This is a genomic window from Nocardia sp. NBC_00511 (assembly GCF_045161165.1).
Classification (GTDB): Bacteria; Actinomycetota; Actinomycetes; order Mycobacteriales; family Mycobacteriaceae; genus Nocardia.
The window spans coordinates 1,123,325-1,140,286 of sequence record NZ_CP107849.1 but is presented as its reverse complement, the minus strand read 5'-3'; the positions used below and the strand labels follow the sequence as shown (position 1 = coordinate 1,140,286).

The 16,962-nt window shown below is 63.7% G+C and carries 18 protein-coding genes and 1 tRNA gene; 6 read left to right on the top strand and 13 right to left on the bottom strand.

Annotated features, from left to right (window positions below; genetic code table 11):
* Nucleotides 1-12 precede the first annotated feature (12 nt).
* The 4 genes from OG300_RS05495 (at nt 13) to OG300_RS05480 (ending at nt 2,350) form a co-directional block, all read left to right on the top strand.
* Nucleotides 13-504, top strand: a complete 492-nt coding sequence (locus OG300_RS05495) for an OsmC family protein (protein ID WP_405492782.1) — start codon at nt 13-15, stop codon at nt 502-504.
* A gap of 126 nt (nt 505-630) precedes the next feature.
* Nucleotides 631-1,125 carry a cupin domain-containing protein gene (locus tag OG300_RS05490; protein WP_405492780.1) on the top strand — a complete coding sequence of 165 codons (495 nt, stop codon included), beginning with the start codon at nt 631-633 and terminating at the stop codon, nt 1,123-1,125.
* Nucleotides 1,122-1,667 (top strand): DoxX family protein, encoded by a 546-nt coding sequence (locus OG300_RS05485; protein ID WP_405492778.1) that lies wholly within the window; start codon nt 1,122-1,124, stop codon nt 1,665-1,667. The genes OG300_RS05490 and OG300_RS05485 overlap by 4 nt, the downstream gene beginning before the upstream one ends.
* 8 nt (nt 1,668-1,675) lie before the next feature.
* The gene (locus OG300_RS05480) at nt 1,676-2,350 is read left to right on the top strand and encodes a DsbA family oxidoreductase (RefSeq protein WP_405492776.1); all 675 of its coding nucleotides are present in this window, start codon (nt 1,676-1,678) and stop codon (nt 2,348-2,350) included.
* A 672-nt stretch (nt 2,351-3,022) separates the two neighbouring features.
* Here the strand turns inward: OG300_RS05480 and OG300_RS05475 are convergent.
* The 10 genes from OG300_RS05475 to OG300_RS05430 form a co-directional block, all read right to left on the bottom strand.
* Entirely contained in the window at nt 3,023-3,637 is a 615-nt protein-coding gene (locus OG300_RS05475) for a hypothetical protein (protein ID WP_405492774.1), read from the bottom strand.
* 48 nt (nt 3,638-3,685) lie between these two features.
* Nucleotides 3,686-4,642, bottom strand: coding sequence for an MlaD family protein (locus OG300_RS05470; RefSeq protein WP_405492772.1), 957 nt, complete (start codon nt 4,640-4,642; stop codon nt 3,686-3,688).
* Nucleotides 4,639-5,718: an MlaD family protein gene (locus OG300_RS05465; RefSeq protein WP_405492770.1), complete on the bottom strand. Its 1,080-nt coding sequence runs from the start codon at nt 5,716-5,718 to the stop codon at nt 4,639-4,641. The genes OG300_RS05470 and OG300_RS05465 overlap by 4 nt, the downstream gene beginning before the upstream one ends.
* Complete coding sequence (locus OG300_RS05460; RefSeq protein ID WP_405492768.1) at nt 5,715-6,815, bottom strand: MlaD family protein; 1,101 nt, start codon at nt 6,813-6,815, stop codon at nt 5,715-5,717. Before OG300_RS05460 ends, OG300_RS05465 begins: the two co-directional genes overlap by 4 nt.
* Nucleotides 6,815-7,768: an MlaD family protein gene (locus OG300_RS05455; protein WP_405492766.1), complete on the bottom strand. Its 954-nt coding sequence runs from the start codon at nt 7,766-7,768 to the stop codon at nt 6,815-6,817. Before OG300_RS05455 ends, OG300_RS05460 begins: the two co-directional genes overlap by 1 nt.
* 77 nt (nt 7,769-7,845) lie before the next feature.
* Nucleotides 7,846-8,853, bottom strand: coding sequence for an MlaD family protein (locus tag OG300_RS05450; protein ID WP_405492764.1), 1,008 nt, complete (start codon nt 8,851-8,853; stop codon nt 7,846-7,848).
* Nucleotides 8,850-9,773, bottom strand: a complete 924-nt coding sequence (locus OG300_RS05445) for an MlaD family protein (protein WP_405492762.1) — start codon at nt 9,771-9,773, stop codon at nt 8,850-8,852. Before OG300_RS05445 ends, OG300_RS05450 begins: the two co-directional genes overlap by 4 nt.
* A gap of 139 nt (nt 9,774-9,912) precedes the next feature.
* Nucleotides 9,913-10,776 (bottom strand): ABC transporter permease, encoded by an 864-nt coding sequence (locus OG300_RS05440; protein WP_405492760.1) that lies wholly within the window; start codon nt 10,774-10,776, stop codon nt 9,913-9,915.
* Nucleotides 10,776-11,636 carry an ABC transporter permease gene (locus OG300_RS05435; RefSeq protein ID WP_405492758.1) on the bottom strand — a complete coding sequence of 287 codons (861 nt, stop codon included), beginning with the start codon at nt 11,634-11,636 and terminating at the stop codon, nt 10,776-10,778. The genes OG300_RS05440 and OG300_RS05435 overlap by 1 nt, the downstream gene beginning before the upstream one ends.
* Nucleotides 11,637-11,874: 238 nt before the next feature.
* Nucleotides 11,875-12,483, bottom strand: coding sequence for a TetR/AcrR family transcriptional regulator (locus tag OG300_RS05430; protein WP_405492756.1), 609 nt, complete (start codon nt 12,481-12,483; stop codon nt 11,875-11,877).
* 75 nt (nt 12,484-12,558) lie between these two features.
* Here OG300_RS05430 and OG300_RS05425 point away from each other — a divergent pair, with 75 nt between their 5' ends.
* Both OG300_RS05425 and OG300_RS05420 read left to right on the top strand, forming a co-directional pair.
* Nucleotides 12,559-13,491 carry an oxygenase MpaB family protein gene (locus OG300_RS05425; RefSeq protein ID WP_405492754.1) on the top strand — a complete coding sequence of 311 codons (933 nt, stop codon included), beginning with the start codon at nt 12,559-12,561 and terminating at the stop codon, nt 13,489-13,491.
* Nucleotides 13,492-13,719: 228 nt separating this feature from the next.
* Nucleotides 13,720-15,402 carry a GMC oxidoreductase gene (locus OG300_RS05420; protein ID WP_405492752.1) on the top strand — a complete coding sequence of 561 codons (1,683 nt, stop codon included), beginning with the start codon at nt 13,720-13,722 and terminating at the stop codon, nt 15,400-15,402.
* A 312-nt stretch (nt 15,403-15,714) separates the two neighbouring features.
* On the opposite strand, the gene OG300_RS05415 is transcribed toward OG300_RS05420, so the two are convergent.
* From OG300_RS05415 to OG300_RS05405, 3 genes are all read right to left on the bottom strand, one after another.
* A tRNA-Met gene (locus OG300_RS05415) sits at nt 15,715-15,794 on the bottom strand.
* Nucleotides 15,795-16,020: 226 nt separating this feature from the next.
* Nucleotides 16,021-16,614 (bottom strand): hypothetical protein, encoded by a 594-nt coding sequence (locus OG300_RS05410; RefSeq protein WP_405492751.1) that lies wholly within the window; start codon nt 16,612-16,614, stop codon nt 16,021-16,023.
* 28 nt (nt 16,615-16,642) lie between these two features.
* Nucleotides 16,643-16,957, bottom strand: coding sequence for a hypothetical protein (locus tag OG300_RS05405; protein WP_405492749.1), 315 nt, complete (start codon nt 16,955-16,957; stop codon nt 16,643-16,645).
* Between the last annotated feature and the right edge of the window lie 5 nt (nt 16,958-16,962).

Sequence of the window (16,962 nt, the reverse complement as noted above, 5' to 3'; positions counted from 1 at the left end):
CGAGGAGACCAAATGTCCGCACTGCATGCCACGGGCGACCAACCAGAGACGCCGACCGCCATACCGGTGCCTGGCGGCGCGGTAGTCATGGTGGCCGAAAACGGGGAGGGCCCATATGGGCAGCTCATCCGAGTCGGTGACCACACACTGATCGCCGATGAGCCCGCACCCGCTGGCGGCGGCGCAGGTCCCGGCCCCTACGAACTGCTGCTGGCCGCCCTCGGCGCGTGCACGTCGATGACGGTCCGCATGTACGCCGACCGCAAACGCTGGCCGCTCGAGCAGGTCACCGTCAGCCTGCGCCACCACCGAGATACCGCCGCCACCGGCCAGCACAGCCGAGTCGATCAGATCAGCCGAGACATTCGACTCGACGGCGACCTTGACACCATGCAGCGCCAGCGGCTGATCGAGATCGCCAATGGATGCCCGGTCCACCGCACCCTCACCGCAGGTGCGGACATCATCACTACCGAGTCGACGCCCCTCGACCACACATCCTGACCGAATGCGCCGATAGCCGCAGCACTCGCTCGCGCGGCCCTCGGACACCGACAAACTTAGGGAAAACCCTTGGAGCACAATACTGTTCCACCGTTCACTGTCCTACGCCCCGGAGAGGGCCGCCATGTGCCGATCCCCGGATTCGGGGCCGACTTCAAGTTCGACAGCCGCCTCACCGGCGGTGCGGTATCGATGGTGGAGCACCCCTTCGCCGTCGGCGTGATCACCCCGCCGCACCTGCACAGCCGCGAGGACGAGTACTCCATCGTGCTCGAGGGGGAAATCGGGTTCCGTTCCGGCGACGACGAAACCGTCCTCGGACCCGGCGGCTACGTGCTCAAGCCACGCGGGCACATGCACGCGATGTGGAACGCCGGAGACACCCCCGGCCGGATCGTCGAGGTCATCATTCCCGGTGGTTTCGAGCAGTACTTCGCCGAACTCGGCGGACTGATAGTGGCCGAGCAGACCGATCCCGCGGCCTTCGACAACCTGGCCGCCCATTACGGGCTGAGGTATGGCCATCCCGACTGGCTCGACGATGTCATCGCCCGCTACGACCTCCAACCGCCAACCCACGGCACCATGTCCGGATCAACACAGAAAACGGCGGAACGATGAGTGCCTTCGACGTGGCAGTGCTGGGGTTGCGGGCCGGGTTGGGAGCGGTATTGGTCGCCCACGGATATCACAAGATCTTCCTCGGCAGCCGCCTGACCGGGAACGCCGCCTGGTTCGAAGCGCTGGGAATGCGTCCGGGCCTGCTGCATGCGAGGCTGGCCGCCGCGACCGAGATCAGCGCGGGGATCGGCATGGCGATAGGGCTGTTCACCGCACCGGCGGCCGCGGCGTTCGTGGCCCTGATGCTGGTAGCGGTGGTCACAGTGCATCGCCGCAACGGGTTCTTCATCATGAACTCCGGCTGGGAATACAACTTCCTCATCGCACTCGGAGCCGTCGTAGTCGCCACCCTCGGCGCAGGGCGGATCAGTGCCGAACAACTACTGTTCGGTCAGCCATTGCTCACCGGCTGGACCGGCCTGACCATCGCCGCGGCGGTGGGCCTCGCCGGTGGTGCGGCGCAACTCGTGCTGTTCTACCGGCCCACACCCGCAGCAGGCGTCGATGTAGCCGGATCGATTACACGCCAGAAGGATTCGTGAGGCCAACCATGAAGATCGAAATTGTCTCCGATATCTCCTGCCCCTGGTGCTTTATCGCCAAGGCGCGGTTGCGGCGGGCGCTCGCGACGTTCCCGCACCCGGATCGCATCGCGGTGGAATACCTTCCTTTTCAACTCAATCCGGCACTGCCTGAAACGCCGCAACCGTTGTTGAAGTACTGGCTGCACCGGGGCGGTCCGCGATTTCGTGACGAGCACGCCGCCGTCGCCGAGGTCGCCGGCGCGGAGGGCCTATTGATGCGGCTGGATCGGGCGCTGGCGGTAAACACCTTTGACGCACACCGCCTCGTCTGGCTGGCCGGACGCGACGGCGGCCCCGCCGCCCAGGCCGCCGTCGACGAGGCTCTCGAACGCGCCTACTTCACCGAAGGCGAAAATATCGCTGATTCACGCACCCTCATCGCGATCGCCGCGGCGGCGGGCCTGGATCCCGACCGGGTCGCCGCCGTCCTGGCCGGGACCACCGGAGCCGCGCAGGTGCGCGCAGGAATCGACCGAGCACATCGAACAGGGATTCGCGCTGTCCCGACCTTCATCGTCGACGGGCGCTACGCCGCCGCAGGTGCCCGGACCGAGGCGGAATTCACCGCACTGCTCGACAATTCCTCGACCGAACCAACCACCACCGTGGCCTGCCGTCGCGATACCGGGTGCACCGGCTGACACCGTGCGGCACACCCCGCCGCGCAACTGAACCCCATTACCGCGCAGGCGATTCCGCGTGAACAAATCCGGAGAGGTGGCCTCTGCCACGCACTAGCAGGGATTCGCCCGCTGTCTTTGCTTGCAGAACTGCGGTGCGGCATCCGACACGCAGGGCGGCGCGCAGAACGGCAATGCGTCCGAGCTCCCATACCCCCGGGATCGCGGGGTTGACACCCCAGCGATCTCACCGTCCCGCTCCGTTCCGCTGGGTCCACCGAGACTCACCTGGTAGCAATGCATTTCGCAGTTCTCATACACCGGGCGGGCCCAGATCTATCGCCGAGTTGCCAAATCCGTTGCCAAGAACCTCGACAAAAGTTGAGGGCGGTCCTGAAACCTACCGTTCAGGACCGCTCTCGTTAGTAGCGGGGACAGGATTTGAACCTGCGACCTCTGGGTTATGAGCCCACAAGGACCCGTCCCGCACTGTCCCCCAGCGTTCCTCGAGAAAAATTCTGTGCTGGTCAACGGGGTTTTGATCGTCCGCCTTGTCCACGACGTATCAGCCAGACCGCTGGATTTCGCCGTGTCCGGTTGCCGAAACCGTTGCCAATTCCTGCGGATTCATGGATGAATCCGAATGCTGCGCTGCTGCCGCCGTTGCAGAAGCCAGACGGTCCGACTGACGGGTCACTTTCCCGGTAGCGCGCCATCCAGACCGCCGACGTCGGTGATCTTCCAGCCCGAGTTCTTATCGACGGTGAGCGCGTAGGTCACTGTCGTTTGTGTGCCCGCGGGTGTTTGCGCGCTGGTCGAGGTCACGGTGAGGAATGCGTTGACCTTGTAGATGCCGTTCGATTCGGAAGTGACTGCCGCGCTGATCGGGACGGCCTTCGACGTCCATTGCAGTGGCAACAGCAATTGCTCGAGTTGTGGTGCGGTGGCGGCGAACTTGGCGGCCAACTGCGGGGTGGTGTTGGCCGCGAGTGTGTCGAACCATGCCTTCGCGTTGCGGTAGTCGATGGTGGAGGCACCGACCGCGTAATCGAGGGCGGTCTGCTCGGCATGGTCGGCATCGGCGACGCGGGCGTCGCGCTCGGACAGTTTGCCGTCGGCCGAGAAGTACAGACCAGCGAACAAGCAGGCGACCGCGACCAGACCCGTGATCGTCAGGCCGGTGATCAGCGTCGAGAGCTTGATCGCCAAGCTAGGTGATTGCATGGCGTCCGGGACCGACTCCTGAATCTCCGATTGCGTCGCGATAGTGTCTTTTTCGGTCCCTTTTTTGATGACCACGGTGCTCATGTTCGACCCTTCCGGGTGGCTGTCGATCGAGGATCTCTCGGCGGGTGGCTATTTGATTTCGACTTGCAGGTGCAGTGCCCCGTCGTCGCCGACGGTGTTGAGCGCTTGAGTAATGAGTGCGCTGATGTCGAGGCGGTGCACCGAGGTGGTGGCATCACGCAGCAGCGGTTGCAGCGCGGGCCCCAGTGGAGTCAGATCGGGTCCAAGCCTGCCGAGGAAGTCGTCGAGATTGCCGAGGAAGGGAACAACGCCGTCTCCGGTGGTGTACGCCAGTGGATCTCGTCGATCGGCCAGTTGCGATACCTCAGTGATCGCTTCGTCGGCGCGCTGGCCGAAGAACGCCAGGAATGGACCGCTGTCGTTCAGGGATTGTCCGGCCCAGTCGAGATCGCCGCCCATGGTCTGCAGATCAGTGAATAGTTGCCGGATCGCGGTCGTGCGGCTCAGGATGGTCGCGGCGAGCAGTTGGGTCGAGCGTTGCAGTTGCGGCATTACCGATTCGGTGCCGATGAGGGCGGTGCTCACGGTACCGACCAGGGACTGAACGATGGCGGGGTCGACCCCGTTGAGCAATTCGACGACTCGGACGGCCATCCGAGGGATCGTCATGGGTGCCTTGATGTTTCGCAGATCGAGAACCTGATGGTCGGCAATGAACGGTCCGCCGGTACCGGTGGGTGCGAACTGGAGGTAGGCCTCGCCGAGCGCGGAGAGGTTCTCGATCGCCACGGTGCTGGCTACGGGGACTTGGTATGCGTTGTCGAGACGAATGTCGGTTTCGACCCCGATGGCCGCTTTACGGACCGCGGTGACTTTGCCGACCGGTATTCCGGCGAGCAAGATCGGTGAATTCACTACCAGGCCACCGGAACTAGGCAGTCGAACGGTCGCGTTTGTGTAGTCCTTCAGGGGATCGAATCTGAGCACACCGAAGGTCAAATAGCCGAGGCCGATGATCAATACGAGCAGGATCGCACCCAGGGATACCGCGGAACGGGGTTTCATCGCACCACACCGATCATGCGCATCATGCGGATGAGCTGCTCGGTTTGCTCAGCCGCCGAGATGGATTCGGTTCCCGAGCCGGAAACCCGCACACCGGTGATATCGATTTTCGCTCCGGTCTGTGTGAAAGGGATGAGTTTGTGTTGCAGAAGGTCGATGAGTTTGTTCAGATTCGAGGGCGTGCTCGTGTCCAGGGGGGATTCGGTGAACAACACCGGCACAACAGCTTTGGCCGCATCATCGAGGGACTGGACCATCGGGGACAGCCACAGCGCATGATGTGAGAGCGGTCCCAGTCCGGCCAGTACGAGAATGATCTGGATGACCGAGCCGAAGACATCGGTCACGTGCTGCACGCCGTAGTCGGTGAGCAACTTGCCGAGGATGTCCTTGTCATCGACAATCTGCCGCGCATTGAGTTCCAGCCCGTCGAGCACGGAATCGACACTCCCGAGATTGGCTGCGACGTCGGTGAGATTCGCGCCCAGCACGCCGAATACGCGTGCGATTTCGTTCGGATCCCGGGGCAGCACGTCATTGAGTTGACGGATGATGTCCTGGAAGTTGGTGACCAGGCCGCTGCCTGTGGCGGTCGCGAGCCCGGCCATGATGCCCTCCACCTGTGGTGGCTGCGAGGTGTGCGCGATCGGGATGGTCGCGTCGGAGGCCAGCATCGGGCCCGGGTTGCCGGGTGGTGTGATCAGTGCGATGTGAACATCACCCAGCGGGGTGTCCTGACGCAATTCCGCGGTGGTGCTCGTCGGCAACTGCACGGCGCTCTGGACCGTGATGTCCGCGACGACGTAGCCGGTCTTGACGGCGTCCCCGGGTCCGTGCACTCGCACGCCGGTGAGGTCGCCGACCTGAACACCGTTGGCGATAACCTTCGCGCCAGGTGGCAGGTTCAGCACATTCGCGAATTGGATGTGCAGCGGATAGGTCTGGCCAGAGACGGTCGTCCCCGGAACGGGGATCGAGGACGGGTCGAATCCGCAGCCGCCGATAATCAGTGCGGTCGAGAGAACTGCGATAGTCGGTGCGGCGGACCGACCTCGCCGTGAGTTTTGATCCTTCACCGCGTACCCACCGATCCGAGCAGTAATTGCGCGAGCGGGACGTGAACCAGCCCATCGCCGGTGTCGGTGCAACTACCGGGGGTGATGGCGTTGATCGCCGAACATAGTTGCGGCGCTTGGGTTTGCGGGATGGCGACCCGTGGGGGCGCGTAGGTCAGCGCTGCCCGCTGGGTCGCGGGGTCGACGATGCTGGTGAAGGCTGCGGTTATGACGGGGACCATATCGATGGCTTCTTTCAGGGACCCGACGCCGGCGATCATCATCTCGGGCAAATTCGGTACCGCGTCGAGGCGGCGCAGCAGTGGTCCGCCGAACATGGTGGTGAGGTCGTTGAACGGCGGCAGGACATCGCGCAGTTTTTCGAAGATGGTGATGATCGGTGGCAGCGTGACGTCCTTGACCTGGCTCAGCGCTTCGGCCAGGCGGATCACAGTGGACTTGATATCGCCCCAGCCGTTGGCGGCGCTGTGCGCGAGGGCCGCGAGGGCATCGAGCAATGCTCCGATGTGTCCGACCGCGGCGTCGGGAGAGTTCAGCGCCGTACCGAGCTGTCGAATGATCGCATTGATCTGATCGCCGGTTCCCACGGTCGCTGCGTCGAGCGCGGCCAGGCCGCCGGTGCCGGGGTGTGCGGGATCCTTCGCGCCGTTCAGTTGGTCCGCGAGATCGGCTATGGCGGTGAATGTTCGGGTCAAACTCTTGGGAGTCACGGTCTTGGTGATGCATTCCGCGGAGTCGCGGCCCGGGCCCGTGGGCTCGGCGCCGATGAGCGCCAGGCGGCGGTCCGCGACGAGGGTGTCCGCCACTGTGGTCGCTCCGACATCGAGTGGCAGCTTGCGGGAAGCGGGTATTTCGAAATCCACTCGCGCGGACTTGGTGCCACTCAGCGTGATGGCGGTGATCTTGCCCTGCGGGATGCCCATTATGGTGACGGCGCTGTCTTTGTACAGGCCGATGCTGTCGGGCATGACCGCGCAGTAGGCGCGCATCTTCGGTGTCGGTCTCACCAGTTGGTAGCTCACCATCACCGCGGCGGCCAGCGCGATGATCAAGGTGAGCGACAGGAATCCACGGGATCCGAGCAGTCGATTGATCATCAGCAATCCCTCCCCGGTACCGGAACACACAGGCCCGCAGTCGAAATCGTGATGCTCGACTGATCGATGGTCATCCCGCCAGGCTCGGTGGTCAGCGGCTGGAGCGCGGTACCGAGTGCTTTGACCGAACCGAGCAGAGCGCTGAGTTTGGCTCCGATGTCGTCGAGCTTCGGGATCGCGTCGGCCAGGCCCTGTGCCATCGGTTGCAGCGTCGGATCCCACGCCCGCCCGAGCGGCGCGATCCGCGAGAGGACATCGGCGAGTGTGCGCAGCGTGAGACCGACTTCAGCATTGTGATCGGCGATGATCGTCTCCAGCAGATTCAGTGAGGTGAGCAGCCGCCAAACCACTGATTTGCTCGTGTTGAGCGCGGTCAGATAGTCATCGGCAACGGCGAGGGTCCGGGAGATATCGGCGTTCTGGGCGTTCAGGATGTCGACGACATCGCCTGCCGCGGTGACGAGTTCGCGCAGGGAGGCGGGGCTGTCCTCGACCGATGCCGCGATCGCATCGACGTTGCGGCGCACGGTGTTCCCGTCGATCGCCTGAAGTGGGGTGATCGCGTCCTGGAACAGGGTCGGCAGATTGTAGGGCAGCACAACGCGTGTTACCGGAATGGCTGCGGTGCCGAGTGATTGGGTTCCGGCCGGATGCAACGCCACGTAGTGGCCGCCGACGACGGTCAGCATTCGAATGTCGAGGCTGGACTGCGCCCCGACGAAGACCTCTCGGTCGACGGTGAAGGTCATCTCGACCCGATCTGCCAGCAGCGACAGGGATTTCACCGCGCCGACGGTCATTCCGGCGACGCGCACGTCATCACCGGCGCGTACGGCCCCCGCGTCCGGCAGTTGCGCGGTGTAGGTAGTGGCGCGTCCATCGAGGACGTACACCAATCCGCACGCGGCGAGGACGATGATCACCCCGATCATCCCGGCAATACCCCAGCGCATGTCCGACCGTGCTTGTGCGACAGCATCTTTGGGTGCACGCGGCCCGAAGGACGATGTCAGTGCGCGCAGTTTGTGACTCAGTGATTGCACAGGGTGATCCTTTGTCCGCCGATGAGCACGCGCAGTGGCGCGGGTGTGGGTGCGACGCCGCGCGAGCAGACCGGAGTCAGGTTCGAGGTGGTCGACGGGATCAGGTTCGCGAACGATTGCAGCAGTGCCGGAAGCTGATTCATCACCTCGATGGATTGCTTGGGATCGGGAAAGGCGTTGCGCAATGCGTTGTCCAGGTCGGGATTCGGGTCACCGCTGAGCCCGAACTGGGCGAGTAGATCCTCCAGCGGTGACAACACCGGCGGAATGGTCACCGCGAAGTCGACGAGCCCGTCGATCTTCTCCTGCAAGTTCTGGAACAGTCCGGTCAACTGGGTCAGCAGGGCGATCGTGTTGCCGGACTTCCCGCCGATCTGGTCGGAGACCGCCGCGAGGTTGTGAATCAGCGTCGAGATCACCTGTTGACGATCGCTGGTGTATCGGCTGAGCTTCTCGATGGCGTCCAGGGCGGGGCCGATCCCGGTTCCTCGACCTTCGATCACGGCCAGCAGGCTGGTGGTGAACTGGTTGACATCGGCCGGGGCCAATTCGGCCAACACCGGTTGCAACCCGTTGAACAGTCGCGTGATATCGAATGACGGCACGGTTCGATCGGTGCCGATCGTCTGTGTCGGGTTGCACGGGTTGCCCGGGGCAGTGGGCTGCTGGACGTCGAGATAGCGCTGCCCGGAGAGGTTTTGGTACCGGATGGCCAGCACCGTGTTGTCGAAGAGCGGGTGTGCGCGCTGCACGGTGAACTCGACCTCGGCCGTTGCACCAGCCAAGCGCAAGTCGACGATCTTGCCGACCGAAGCGCCGTACATGCGCACGTCGTCGCCAGTCTTGAGCCCATTCATATCGGTGAACACCGCAGTGAAGGTGTCGGTATCGCCCTCGACGGGTCTGGCAATGGTCTGGAACACCCCGACTAGCAGCACGATCATCGCCGAGGCGAAGAGAGTGAGCCGTAGCAGCAGCGAGCGCGTGGACGTCATCGGCCACCCACCGTCGCCGGCACCGGCAGCCCCGCCAAGAGTGGAACAGCCAGACCCGGCACTCCGCGCAGCTCGACAGCGATATCGAGTACCGGGCCATCGGGGGTGTCACGGAAGGACTTTCCGAGCCGGTCGAGCAATTGGCTCAGCTCCTGGCCAGAACGCTGCGGCGTGCCGACTGACGCGGCGATCGCCCCCAGCAGCGGAGCCAGTGGACCGGTGAGTCCGGCGTAGTATTTTTCGCCGGTGGCCAGGACACTGTCGACAGCGGGTACGAGGCCGTTCCTGATCGCCGCGATGGTCGCGTCGAAGCGTGCCCGGTTCGCGTCGGAGGCCATATATTGGTTGGTGTACGGGTAGTACAAGAGCCGGAGCCCACCGTCCACGGTTGCAGGCAGCCCGCTGAGGGTTTGCCCCAGTTGCCCCAGCAGAAACGACGCGGGAAGGTTCTGGGTGTCCGCCATCGCACGGATCGTCACCACGATCGACTGCAGTAGCGGCACGAATCCCTTTATGTCCCCTGATAATTGAGACAGCACTGTCGCTAGCTGGGGGGTGAGTACATCGCCGGTCAACGTACCGACCGAGGCCAGCACCGTTGAGAGGGTCGCGTCCCGGGTTCGGGAGGACTTCTCGTCGCTGAGATCGACGACCGTGCCGTCGTGCAGCGCGGCGCCGCCCCCGCCTGGCTGCAACTCGATCTCGCTGATGCCGAACAGATTTCCCGGTGCGAAGTCGATCCCCAAGGCGTCGGTGAGTCCGAAAAGCTGGGAACTGTCCAGGCGCAATGTGATTCGCTGACGGCCGCCGGTGATCGGGGCGATGTCCGCGACCGCTCCGACCTTGACCCCGTCCAGACGGACATCGGCGCCGGATTTCAGGCCCGCGCCGAGCTGGCGGGTCAGCACATCGACCGACATATCGCCTGGTTGCCTTTCCGGTGCCAGTACCTGCCATCCGGCCGTCACCACCAGGGTGATCGCGAGCGCGCAGACACCGAACAGCCGTGCCCGACCTTGGCTGACCGCCACCCCGGGCATTTCGAATACAGACATCAGCTCACCCCGTAAATGTCAGGGGCGTACTGAAACCCCACAGCAGAATCGTCATCACCATGTCGAGGGCGATGATCGTGACCAGGCTCGCGCGGATGGCGCGTCCGGAAGCGATGCCGACGCCCTCGGGACCGCCGGTGGCGAAAAACCCTTGGTAGCAGTGGATCAGGATGACCGCGACAGCGAACACCACCACCTTGATGACCGCTGCGGCGATGTCCCACGCCACCACGAATTGGAAGAAGTAGTGGTCATAGACCCCCTGCGGTGCACCATGGACTGCGGTGATCACCGTGCCGCAAGCGAGATAGCTCAGGATCAGCGCGATCAAGAACGAGGGCACGATCGAGACGACACCGGCAATCACTCGGGTCGTGACGACGAACGGTACCGACCGGACTCCCAGCGCTTCGACGGCGTCGATTTCCTCGGAGATCCGCATCGACCCGATCTCCGCGGTCATCCGGCATCCGGCCTGTGCCGCGAACCCGACCCCGGCTGCGATCGGAGCCAGTTCGCGGGTGTTCGCGAATGCGGAGATGACGCCGGTGACCTGACCCAGCGCAACCAGATTCAGGGTGCTGTACGCCTCGATGCCGATCGACGCGCCGACCGCGCCGCCCATCACGATCATCACCGCGGCTGTGCCACCGCCGACGATCACCGACCCGCGACCCCACATCATGTCGGTGATCGTCAGCATCGTCTGGGCGCGATAGTGCCTGAACGTCAATGGAATCGACGACAGCACCTGCCAGGAGAAACCCAGCACCAAACCGAGCTTCTCGATCCCCGACCACGGCCGCACCTTGCGCCCCAGCCGGGACAGCGGACGCACGACCAGCGGAACATACGACGTCGCGGTCATTACGCGAGCCTGGTCGGGAAGAACATGGTCACCAATTGAGTGATGACCACATTGACCAATGCGATGGACACCACCGACAAGATCACCGCGGCGTTGACGCCATCGGCCACGCCACGCGGGCCGCCCCTGGCTTCGAGCCCCCGCTGGCAACCGATCACCACGACCAGGTAGCCGAAGATGACCGACTTGCCAAGGGACACCCACACATCGATCGAGGTGGTGAACGCACCGAACGAGGCCCAATAACTTCCCGGAGTCACCCCCAATGCGGCGATCGCGACGATGTAGCCCGCAGCGATACCGACGACGATGATCAGGATATTGAGCAGCGGCGCGACGATGAGCATCGCGATCATGCGGGGCACCACGAGCCGCTGCACCGGATCTATGCCCATGACCTCGAGTGCGTCGATCTCCTCGCGGATCGTGCGTGCGCCGAGATCAGCGGCGATCGCCGCCGCCCCCGCACCACCCAGCAACAGGCCGGTCGCCAACGGCGCACCCTGCTTGATGACACCCAGCCCGCCCGCAGCACCGATCAGCGAATCAGCGCCGAGCTGATGAACCAGATTGCCCACCTGCGCGGACACGATGACCCCGAACGGAATCGCCATCAACACACCAGGAATCGCGGTGACCGTGATCAAAAACCAGGCTTGCGCGAGCGTTTCGCGCATCTGCAAACGGACCCGCAGCACATCGACCACAGCGACCTTGCTCGCCTGGGCACCTGTGCGCATCGCACGGCCGAAGGTCCCGGCACCGGAGAGCACGGTCGCGGAGAAATTGGCACGCAGGATGTCTGCTGATGACTCGCGTGGCCTGTCTTGTGGCGTATCCACCTGCGGTGCCTCACCCACGGCGAGCGTCCGGTAGACGAATTGCGAGCCAGTCAGCTGGGCCCGCGAAATTCCCGCTGTGGTTGATATCGATGCTGGTAGCAGACATGTAGCCCCACCTATTGTTAGTCTGTGGAGCAGACTGTAACAGTCTAACTAAGTGGTGGGTAGCGTTCTGCCAACTCCGGCTTCATCGATGTGATCGGGCCGGCCGAGAGGCGTTGCCGCGCGGTCGCGGCGAGGCGTCGGCTCTACGCCATCAGCCCAGCAACAATGGAACGAGAATCCGCCGGGCATAGCGGCGTGCGGCGTCTTCGGAGTCGAGCGGGTCGTTCAAGCGCGGAGTCAGAATGAGCGACTGACAGATTCGCACGGCTACTTCGGCGGTCTCCTGCGGATCGAGCGCCCGGGCTCCGTCCGATACCTGATGCATGCGGATGTGTTCGGCCAGATATGCCTGCGCCCAAGTGATTCCGAGTGTGGCACCGGTGGTCACGGCGGGCAGAATCGTCTCAGCCTCGGTGTCGAGCAGCAACCCCAACAGCGGATGCGTGTGGAAGAACCAGTAGATGGTGACGAAACCCTCGACGAGCTTGTCCTCGGCGGAGTCGATTTCCGCGACCCGCTCGTCGAGCTCATCGAAGAGCCGTTGCCCCTCGCGCATCCACACCGCGAGCAAGAGATCGTCTTTGCGCCGCCAGCGGCGGTAGACCGTCATATGGGAAACGCCCGCTTCGCGAGCGATGGACTCCATCGTCGTGCGCTTGACGCCGAACCGCAGCAGCGTCGCCATCGCCGCGTCGAGAATTCTTGCACCGGTGCCATCTACTTCGGCAAAGGCGGGCGACGAGGTCCCGGTTTCTCCCATGAGCACTAGACTGCCACATCATTGATGTGAGAGTGTTGATTGATTCCTAACACTCTAACCACGAAGAGGTCGGCCATGTCGCCTGCAGCGTCGCACGACAGCCATGTTCACCAGCCCGCCCCGTCGAGAACGATCAGCGCGCACGACCGGGCGCGATTCCAGCGGTACACGGGCACAACCATGTTCGCGTTATTCGCGGGCGCCTTCTTCGATCAGGTCATGTTGCCCGAGGTCGCCGCAGGCGTGGAATGGACCGGGCGAATTCGCAACACGCCCTTCGAACGCGCGATACGTACGGCTGCGGCAGACCAACTCGTGCTCGTCGCGGACGACGCCACACGCAAGGCCGAGAGCGAACGCCTACTGGCAGCGCACCGGGACGTCAAAGGTGTCGGGTTCAACGGGGTTCGATTCAGCGCGCTGAACCCAGAATCCTGGAACTGGATCCTAATCAGTGGCATTGTGGCGTTTCAAAACGCCTATACCCCGATCACCGGCGAGAAACTCTCCGGCACAGAGCAACAGGTGTTCTACGAGTTCCTGCTCGAGAAGTTCGCACACATGCAGTTGCCGGGCAAGAACTCACGACTGCCTGCCCAGTATTCCGAGCTGCTCCGCTATTACGACGAGCTGATCAAGCGCAAGGGCGAAACGAATATCGCGGTCCAGAGCGCGGTGGACACCCTGCTGAACGCACCGCTACCGCCAGGCTTGCCCGCCGCCGCGAAACCGGTTTGGACTCCGCTGGCTCGAATCGTCGGCCAGGTGGGAGCGGTGTGCTCGTTCGGGATCATGCACCCACATGCTCGCGAACTCACCCGATTCCGGTGGACCCGCCGCCACGACATCGCCTTCCGCGTCATCACCGGCGGTCTGCCCATCGCCTACAACCGATTTCCGAAGCGGCTCACCATGAGCCCGCTGGCGTATCACCGGTGGCACTACGAGAAGCACATAGAACGATGCGCCGGCGTCGCTCTGACCTCCTTCGCCCCCGATCCGGCCTGACCCACCACACGAACGCCACCTCACGACCGAACCGACTGCTGGACAACGCAACTCGGCTCACCAAGCCCGGCGCACACCGAACCCGGCAAGAATCCCGTACGGCCGATCGGACCTATTCAGCGACCGATGGTCTCAGCTGAGCCGGGAATTCGCCGTCCTACAGTCGGGTCGCGAGGGCGCTGTCCGCACGCTGATTCACGTCGCACTTCGGAGACTCAGGAAGCAGTAATGGATTTCGACTACGACGTCATCATCATCGGTTCTGGATTCGGCGGCAGCGTTTCCGCGTTGCGACTCACAGAGAAGGGCTACCGCGTCGCGGTGGTCGAATCGGGCAGGCGCTGGGAAGCTGCGGACCTGCCCAAGTCCAATTGGAATCTGCGCAAGTCGATCTGGGCACCGCGACTCGGTCTCACCGGAACGCAGCGCATCAGCCTGCTCGGCAAAGTGACCTTGTTCAGCGGCGCAGGGGTGGGCGGTGGATCGATCATCTACGGCAACACCCTGTACGAACCGCTGCCGGGCTTCTACCAGGACCCCTCGTGGTCGCATATCACCGACTGGCGTGCGGAATTGGCACCGTACTACGACCAGGCACAACGCATGCTCGGCGTCGCGACGAACCCGCGCGTAACCGGAGCCGATCACGCACTGGGTGCAGTAGCCGAGGAGTTGGGGGTGGCCGATACCCACCACCCCACAGAGGTTGGTGTGTACTTCGGCGAGCCCGGGAAGACCGTCGCCGACCCATATTTCGGCGGCGTCGGCCCGGATCGGACCGGTTGCGTGCACTGCGCGCGATGTATGACCGGCTGCCCGCACGGCGCCAAGAACACCACCACGACCAACTACCTGTATCTCGCCGAACAAGCTGGCGCCCAGGTACTTCCGATGACAACGGTCACCGACCTGCACGCCCGCGCCGATGGCGGTTACATGGTCACGACGCAGCGCTCCGGCCGACTGCTACGCAAACAGACGCGAACGATCACCGCCGAGCAGGTGGTGTTCTCCGCTGCGGCCCGCGGGACCCAGCAGCTGCTGCACCAATTGAAGGACACCGGGCGGCTGCCGAATGTCTCGCCGCGGCTCGGCGAGCTCACCCGCACCAACTCCGAGGCGGTACTCACCGCGACCAGCCGTACCCGGCACGACCTCTCGGACGGTGTCGCCATCACTTCGTCGATCCACCCCGAGCCCAATACCCACATCGAAGTATGCCGCTACGGCAAGGGCCAGAACGTGTTGTTTCCTATGACCGCACCCATGATCGACGGTGGCCCGTGGCGATTCCTGCGGTTCCTGCTCCTGGTGCTACGTCATCCACTCGCATTCGCCCGCTCGCAGAGCAACTATCGCGCCTCCGAGAAGTCGACAATCCTGCTCGTCATGCAGTCGCTGGACAATTCTCTGACCTCGTTCGGCAAGAAGTCGATATTCGGCTACCGGCTCTCCACCCGGCAGGGTCAAGGTGACCCGAACCCGAGCTGGATTCCGGTGGGCCACAAAGCCAACCGACTCTTCGCCGAGAAGATCGGGGGCGATGCACTGGGCATGTACATGGACGTGTTCAACATCCCGTCGACCGCGCACTACATCGGCGGCTGCCCTATGGGTGATTCGGCTACCGAGGGAGTCATCGACCCGTACCACCGGCTGCACGGCCATCCCGGACTGCACGTCGTGGACGGCTCCGCGGTCTCGGCCAATCTGGGAGTGAACCCCTCACTGACCATCACCGCCATGTCCGAACGCGCAATCGCCCTGTGGCCCAACAAAGGTGAGCTCGATCCACGACCTATCCTCGGCACGGCCTATCGCCGCGTCGCTCCGGTCTCCCCCACCACCCCCGCAGTGCCGACCGCGGCCCCCGCCGCCCTACGTTTACCGTTGTTCATCGCCGAATCATGACCACGTGAGTCTCGAGCCGACGTGACTGCTCGTCACCGATCGGGTCGAATTGGGTAGCCCCTGGCTCAGATCGATGTCCACACCAGAATATTGCTGTCACATCCTGCGTTCGCTGGGCTGGCACCCCAGCGATTTTCCCGTCCAACGGGTTCCATTGCGTCCATCGGAGAACACCTGGTAGCAATGGATTTCGCAGTGTTCATCGCTCTACTCGGCACAGACATACCGGACGGTTGCCACTTTCGTTGCCACAAACCTCGACAAAGATTGAGGGCGGTCCTGAAACCTACCGGTCAGGACCGCCCTCGTAAGTAGCGGGGACAGGATTTGAACCTGCGACCTCTGGGTTATGAGCCCAGCAGTTTCGGCGCTCGACACTCAACAACATCGATTTGCCAAAAGGTTGCCTACCTCTCAACGCCTTCGGCGTGCCGCGAAACGACACGCCAAAGGCTGCTCGATCGTCGCGAACGTTTTCGCGAACGTATTCAGGCTGATCTGTCGTGATCGGTTCAAAAGCCCAGTGATTCAGCAACCGACTCACTGAACGTCAAAACCTGCCCTCACCAGTCGAAAAGCCCGTTCTACCCGACTGATCGGCGGGTAGATCTTCGAGCGCTACTGCATCAACTCCATCTCACTGCGGCTGCAGCCCAGCGAGGGTTCGCCCAGCTGAGCGCGCGTCGCCGATATCGTCGAAATCGATATCGGCAACGGGTCTTCCCATCGTTGTTCGATCGCGCCGCCGGACACCTCGATCACGGTTTCAGCGAGGCGTTCGGCCAGCGCGGTGTCGTCCTCGTACATCGCGAGGATCGAGATTCCGAGGGTGCCGGTGACGCTGCCCGACGCGGGGGCGCCGACGGTGCCCTCGGAGATCACCGTCACCGGGCATCCCGACGACAGCATGATGGCGGCCGCGAGCGACGCGACCGGCGCCGAAGCGGCGCAGTCCAACCCGCACACCGCCGCACTGATCAGGCGGTAGGGCGTCACCCCGTCCACCGACTGCACCGACGCCGCGACCGATCTCCAACGATGCAGCGGCGGAAACAATTCGAAGTCGGAGCGTCCCCGCCAGCGGTGGCAGCAGGACCGCACGACCCGCTGCGAAACCGCCCCGAGGCGGGCCGGTTCGGCATGGAATCCCAAGCGAATTCGCCTGCCCCAGATCAGATCGGTGCAGAGTCGCTCGGCGGCAATCGTGGTCATAACGGCCCCTCCGTGGACAGCGAAATCACTACTGGCGCACCGACGATGCGGCGGGTCGGCGGCTGCTCCGCCGCGCGGTGCCAAGCGCCAGCGCCGAGGCGGCGAGCAGGGCGACCAGCACCAGCAGAGCAGTCAACGGCAGTACCGCGGCGTCGGCATCCGCACCGCCGCGCAGCCAATTCATCGACACCGCGAGTATCGGCCCACCCGAAAGGAGCGCGGACAAAAGAGCCAGCAGACCGGCAGGAACCAGAAAATGAATCGGCGGCGGCCACTCGTCGACAGCCGCTACTACGAAGCCGGTCAAGGGATTACGAGTCTGCTGCGTAACTTCTTCGAACACGCGCA

Coding starts and splice junctions, on each gene's coding strand:
- OG300_RS05495 (WP_405492782.1), top strand. CDS start 13: ATGTCCGCACTGCATGCCACGGGCGACCAACCAGAGACGCCGACCGCC.
- OG300_RS05485 (WP_405492778.1), top strand. CDS start 1,122: ATGAGTGCCTTCGACGTGGCAGTGCTGGGGTTGCGGGCCGGGTTGGGA.
- OG300_RS05480 (WP_405492776.1), top strand. CDS start 1,676: ATGAAGATCGAAATTGTCTCCGATATCTCCTGCCCCTGGTGCTTTATC.
- OG300_RS05475 (WP_405492774.1), bottom strand. CDS start 3,637: ATGAGCACCGTGGTCATCAAAAAAGGGACCGAAAAAGACACTATCGCG.
- OG300_RS05470 (WP_405492772.1), bottom strand. CDS start 4,642: ATGAAACCCCGTTCCGCGGTATCCCTGGGTGCGATCCTGCTCGTATTG.
- OG300_RS05460 (WP_405492768.1), bottom strand. CDS start 6,815: ATGATCAATCGACTGCTCGGATCCCGTGGATTCCTGTCGCTCACCTTG.
- OG300_RS05455 (WP_405492766.1), bottom strand. CDS start 7,768: ATGCGCTGGGGTATTGCCGGGATGATCGGGGTGATCATCGTCCTCGCC.
- OG300_RS05450 (WP_405492764.1), bottom strand. CDS start 8,853: ATGACGTCCACGCGCTCGCTGCTGCTACGGCTCACTCTCTTCGCCTCG.
- OG300_RS05445 (WP_405492762.1), bottom strand. CDS start 9,773: ATGTCGGTCGATGTGCTGACCCGCCAGCTCGGCGCGGGCCTGAAATCC.
- OG300_RS05440 (WP_405492760.1), bottom strand. CDS start 10,776: ATGACCGCGACGTCGTATGTTCCGCTGGTCGTGCGTCCGCTGTCCCGG.
- OG300_RS05430 (WP_405492756.1), bottom strand. CDS start 12,483: ATGGGAGAAACCGGGACCTCGTCGCCCGCCTTTGCCGAAGTAGATGGC.
- OG300_RS05425 (WP_405492754.1), top strand. CDS start 12,559: ATGTCGCCTGCAGCGTCGCACGACAGCCATGTTCACCAGCCCGCCCCG.
- OG300_RS05420 (WP_405492752.1), top strand. CDS start 13,720: ATGGATTTCGACTACGACGTCATCATCATCGGTTCTGGATTCGGCGGC.
- OG300_RS05410 (WP_405492751.1), bottom strand. CDS start 16,614: ATGACCACGATTGCCGCCGAGCGACTCTGCACCGATCTGATCTGGGGC.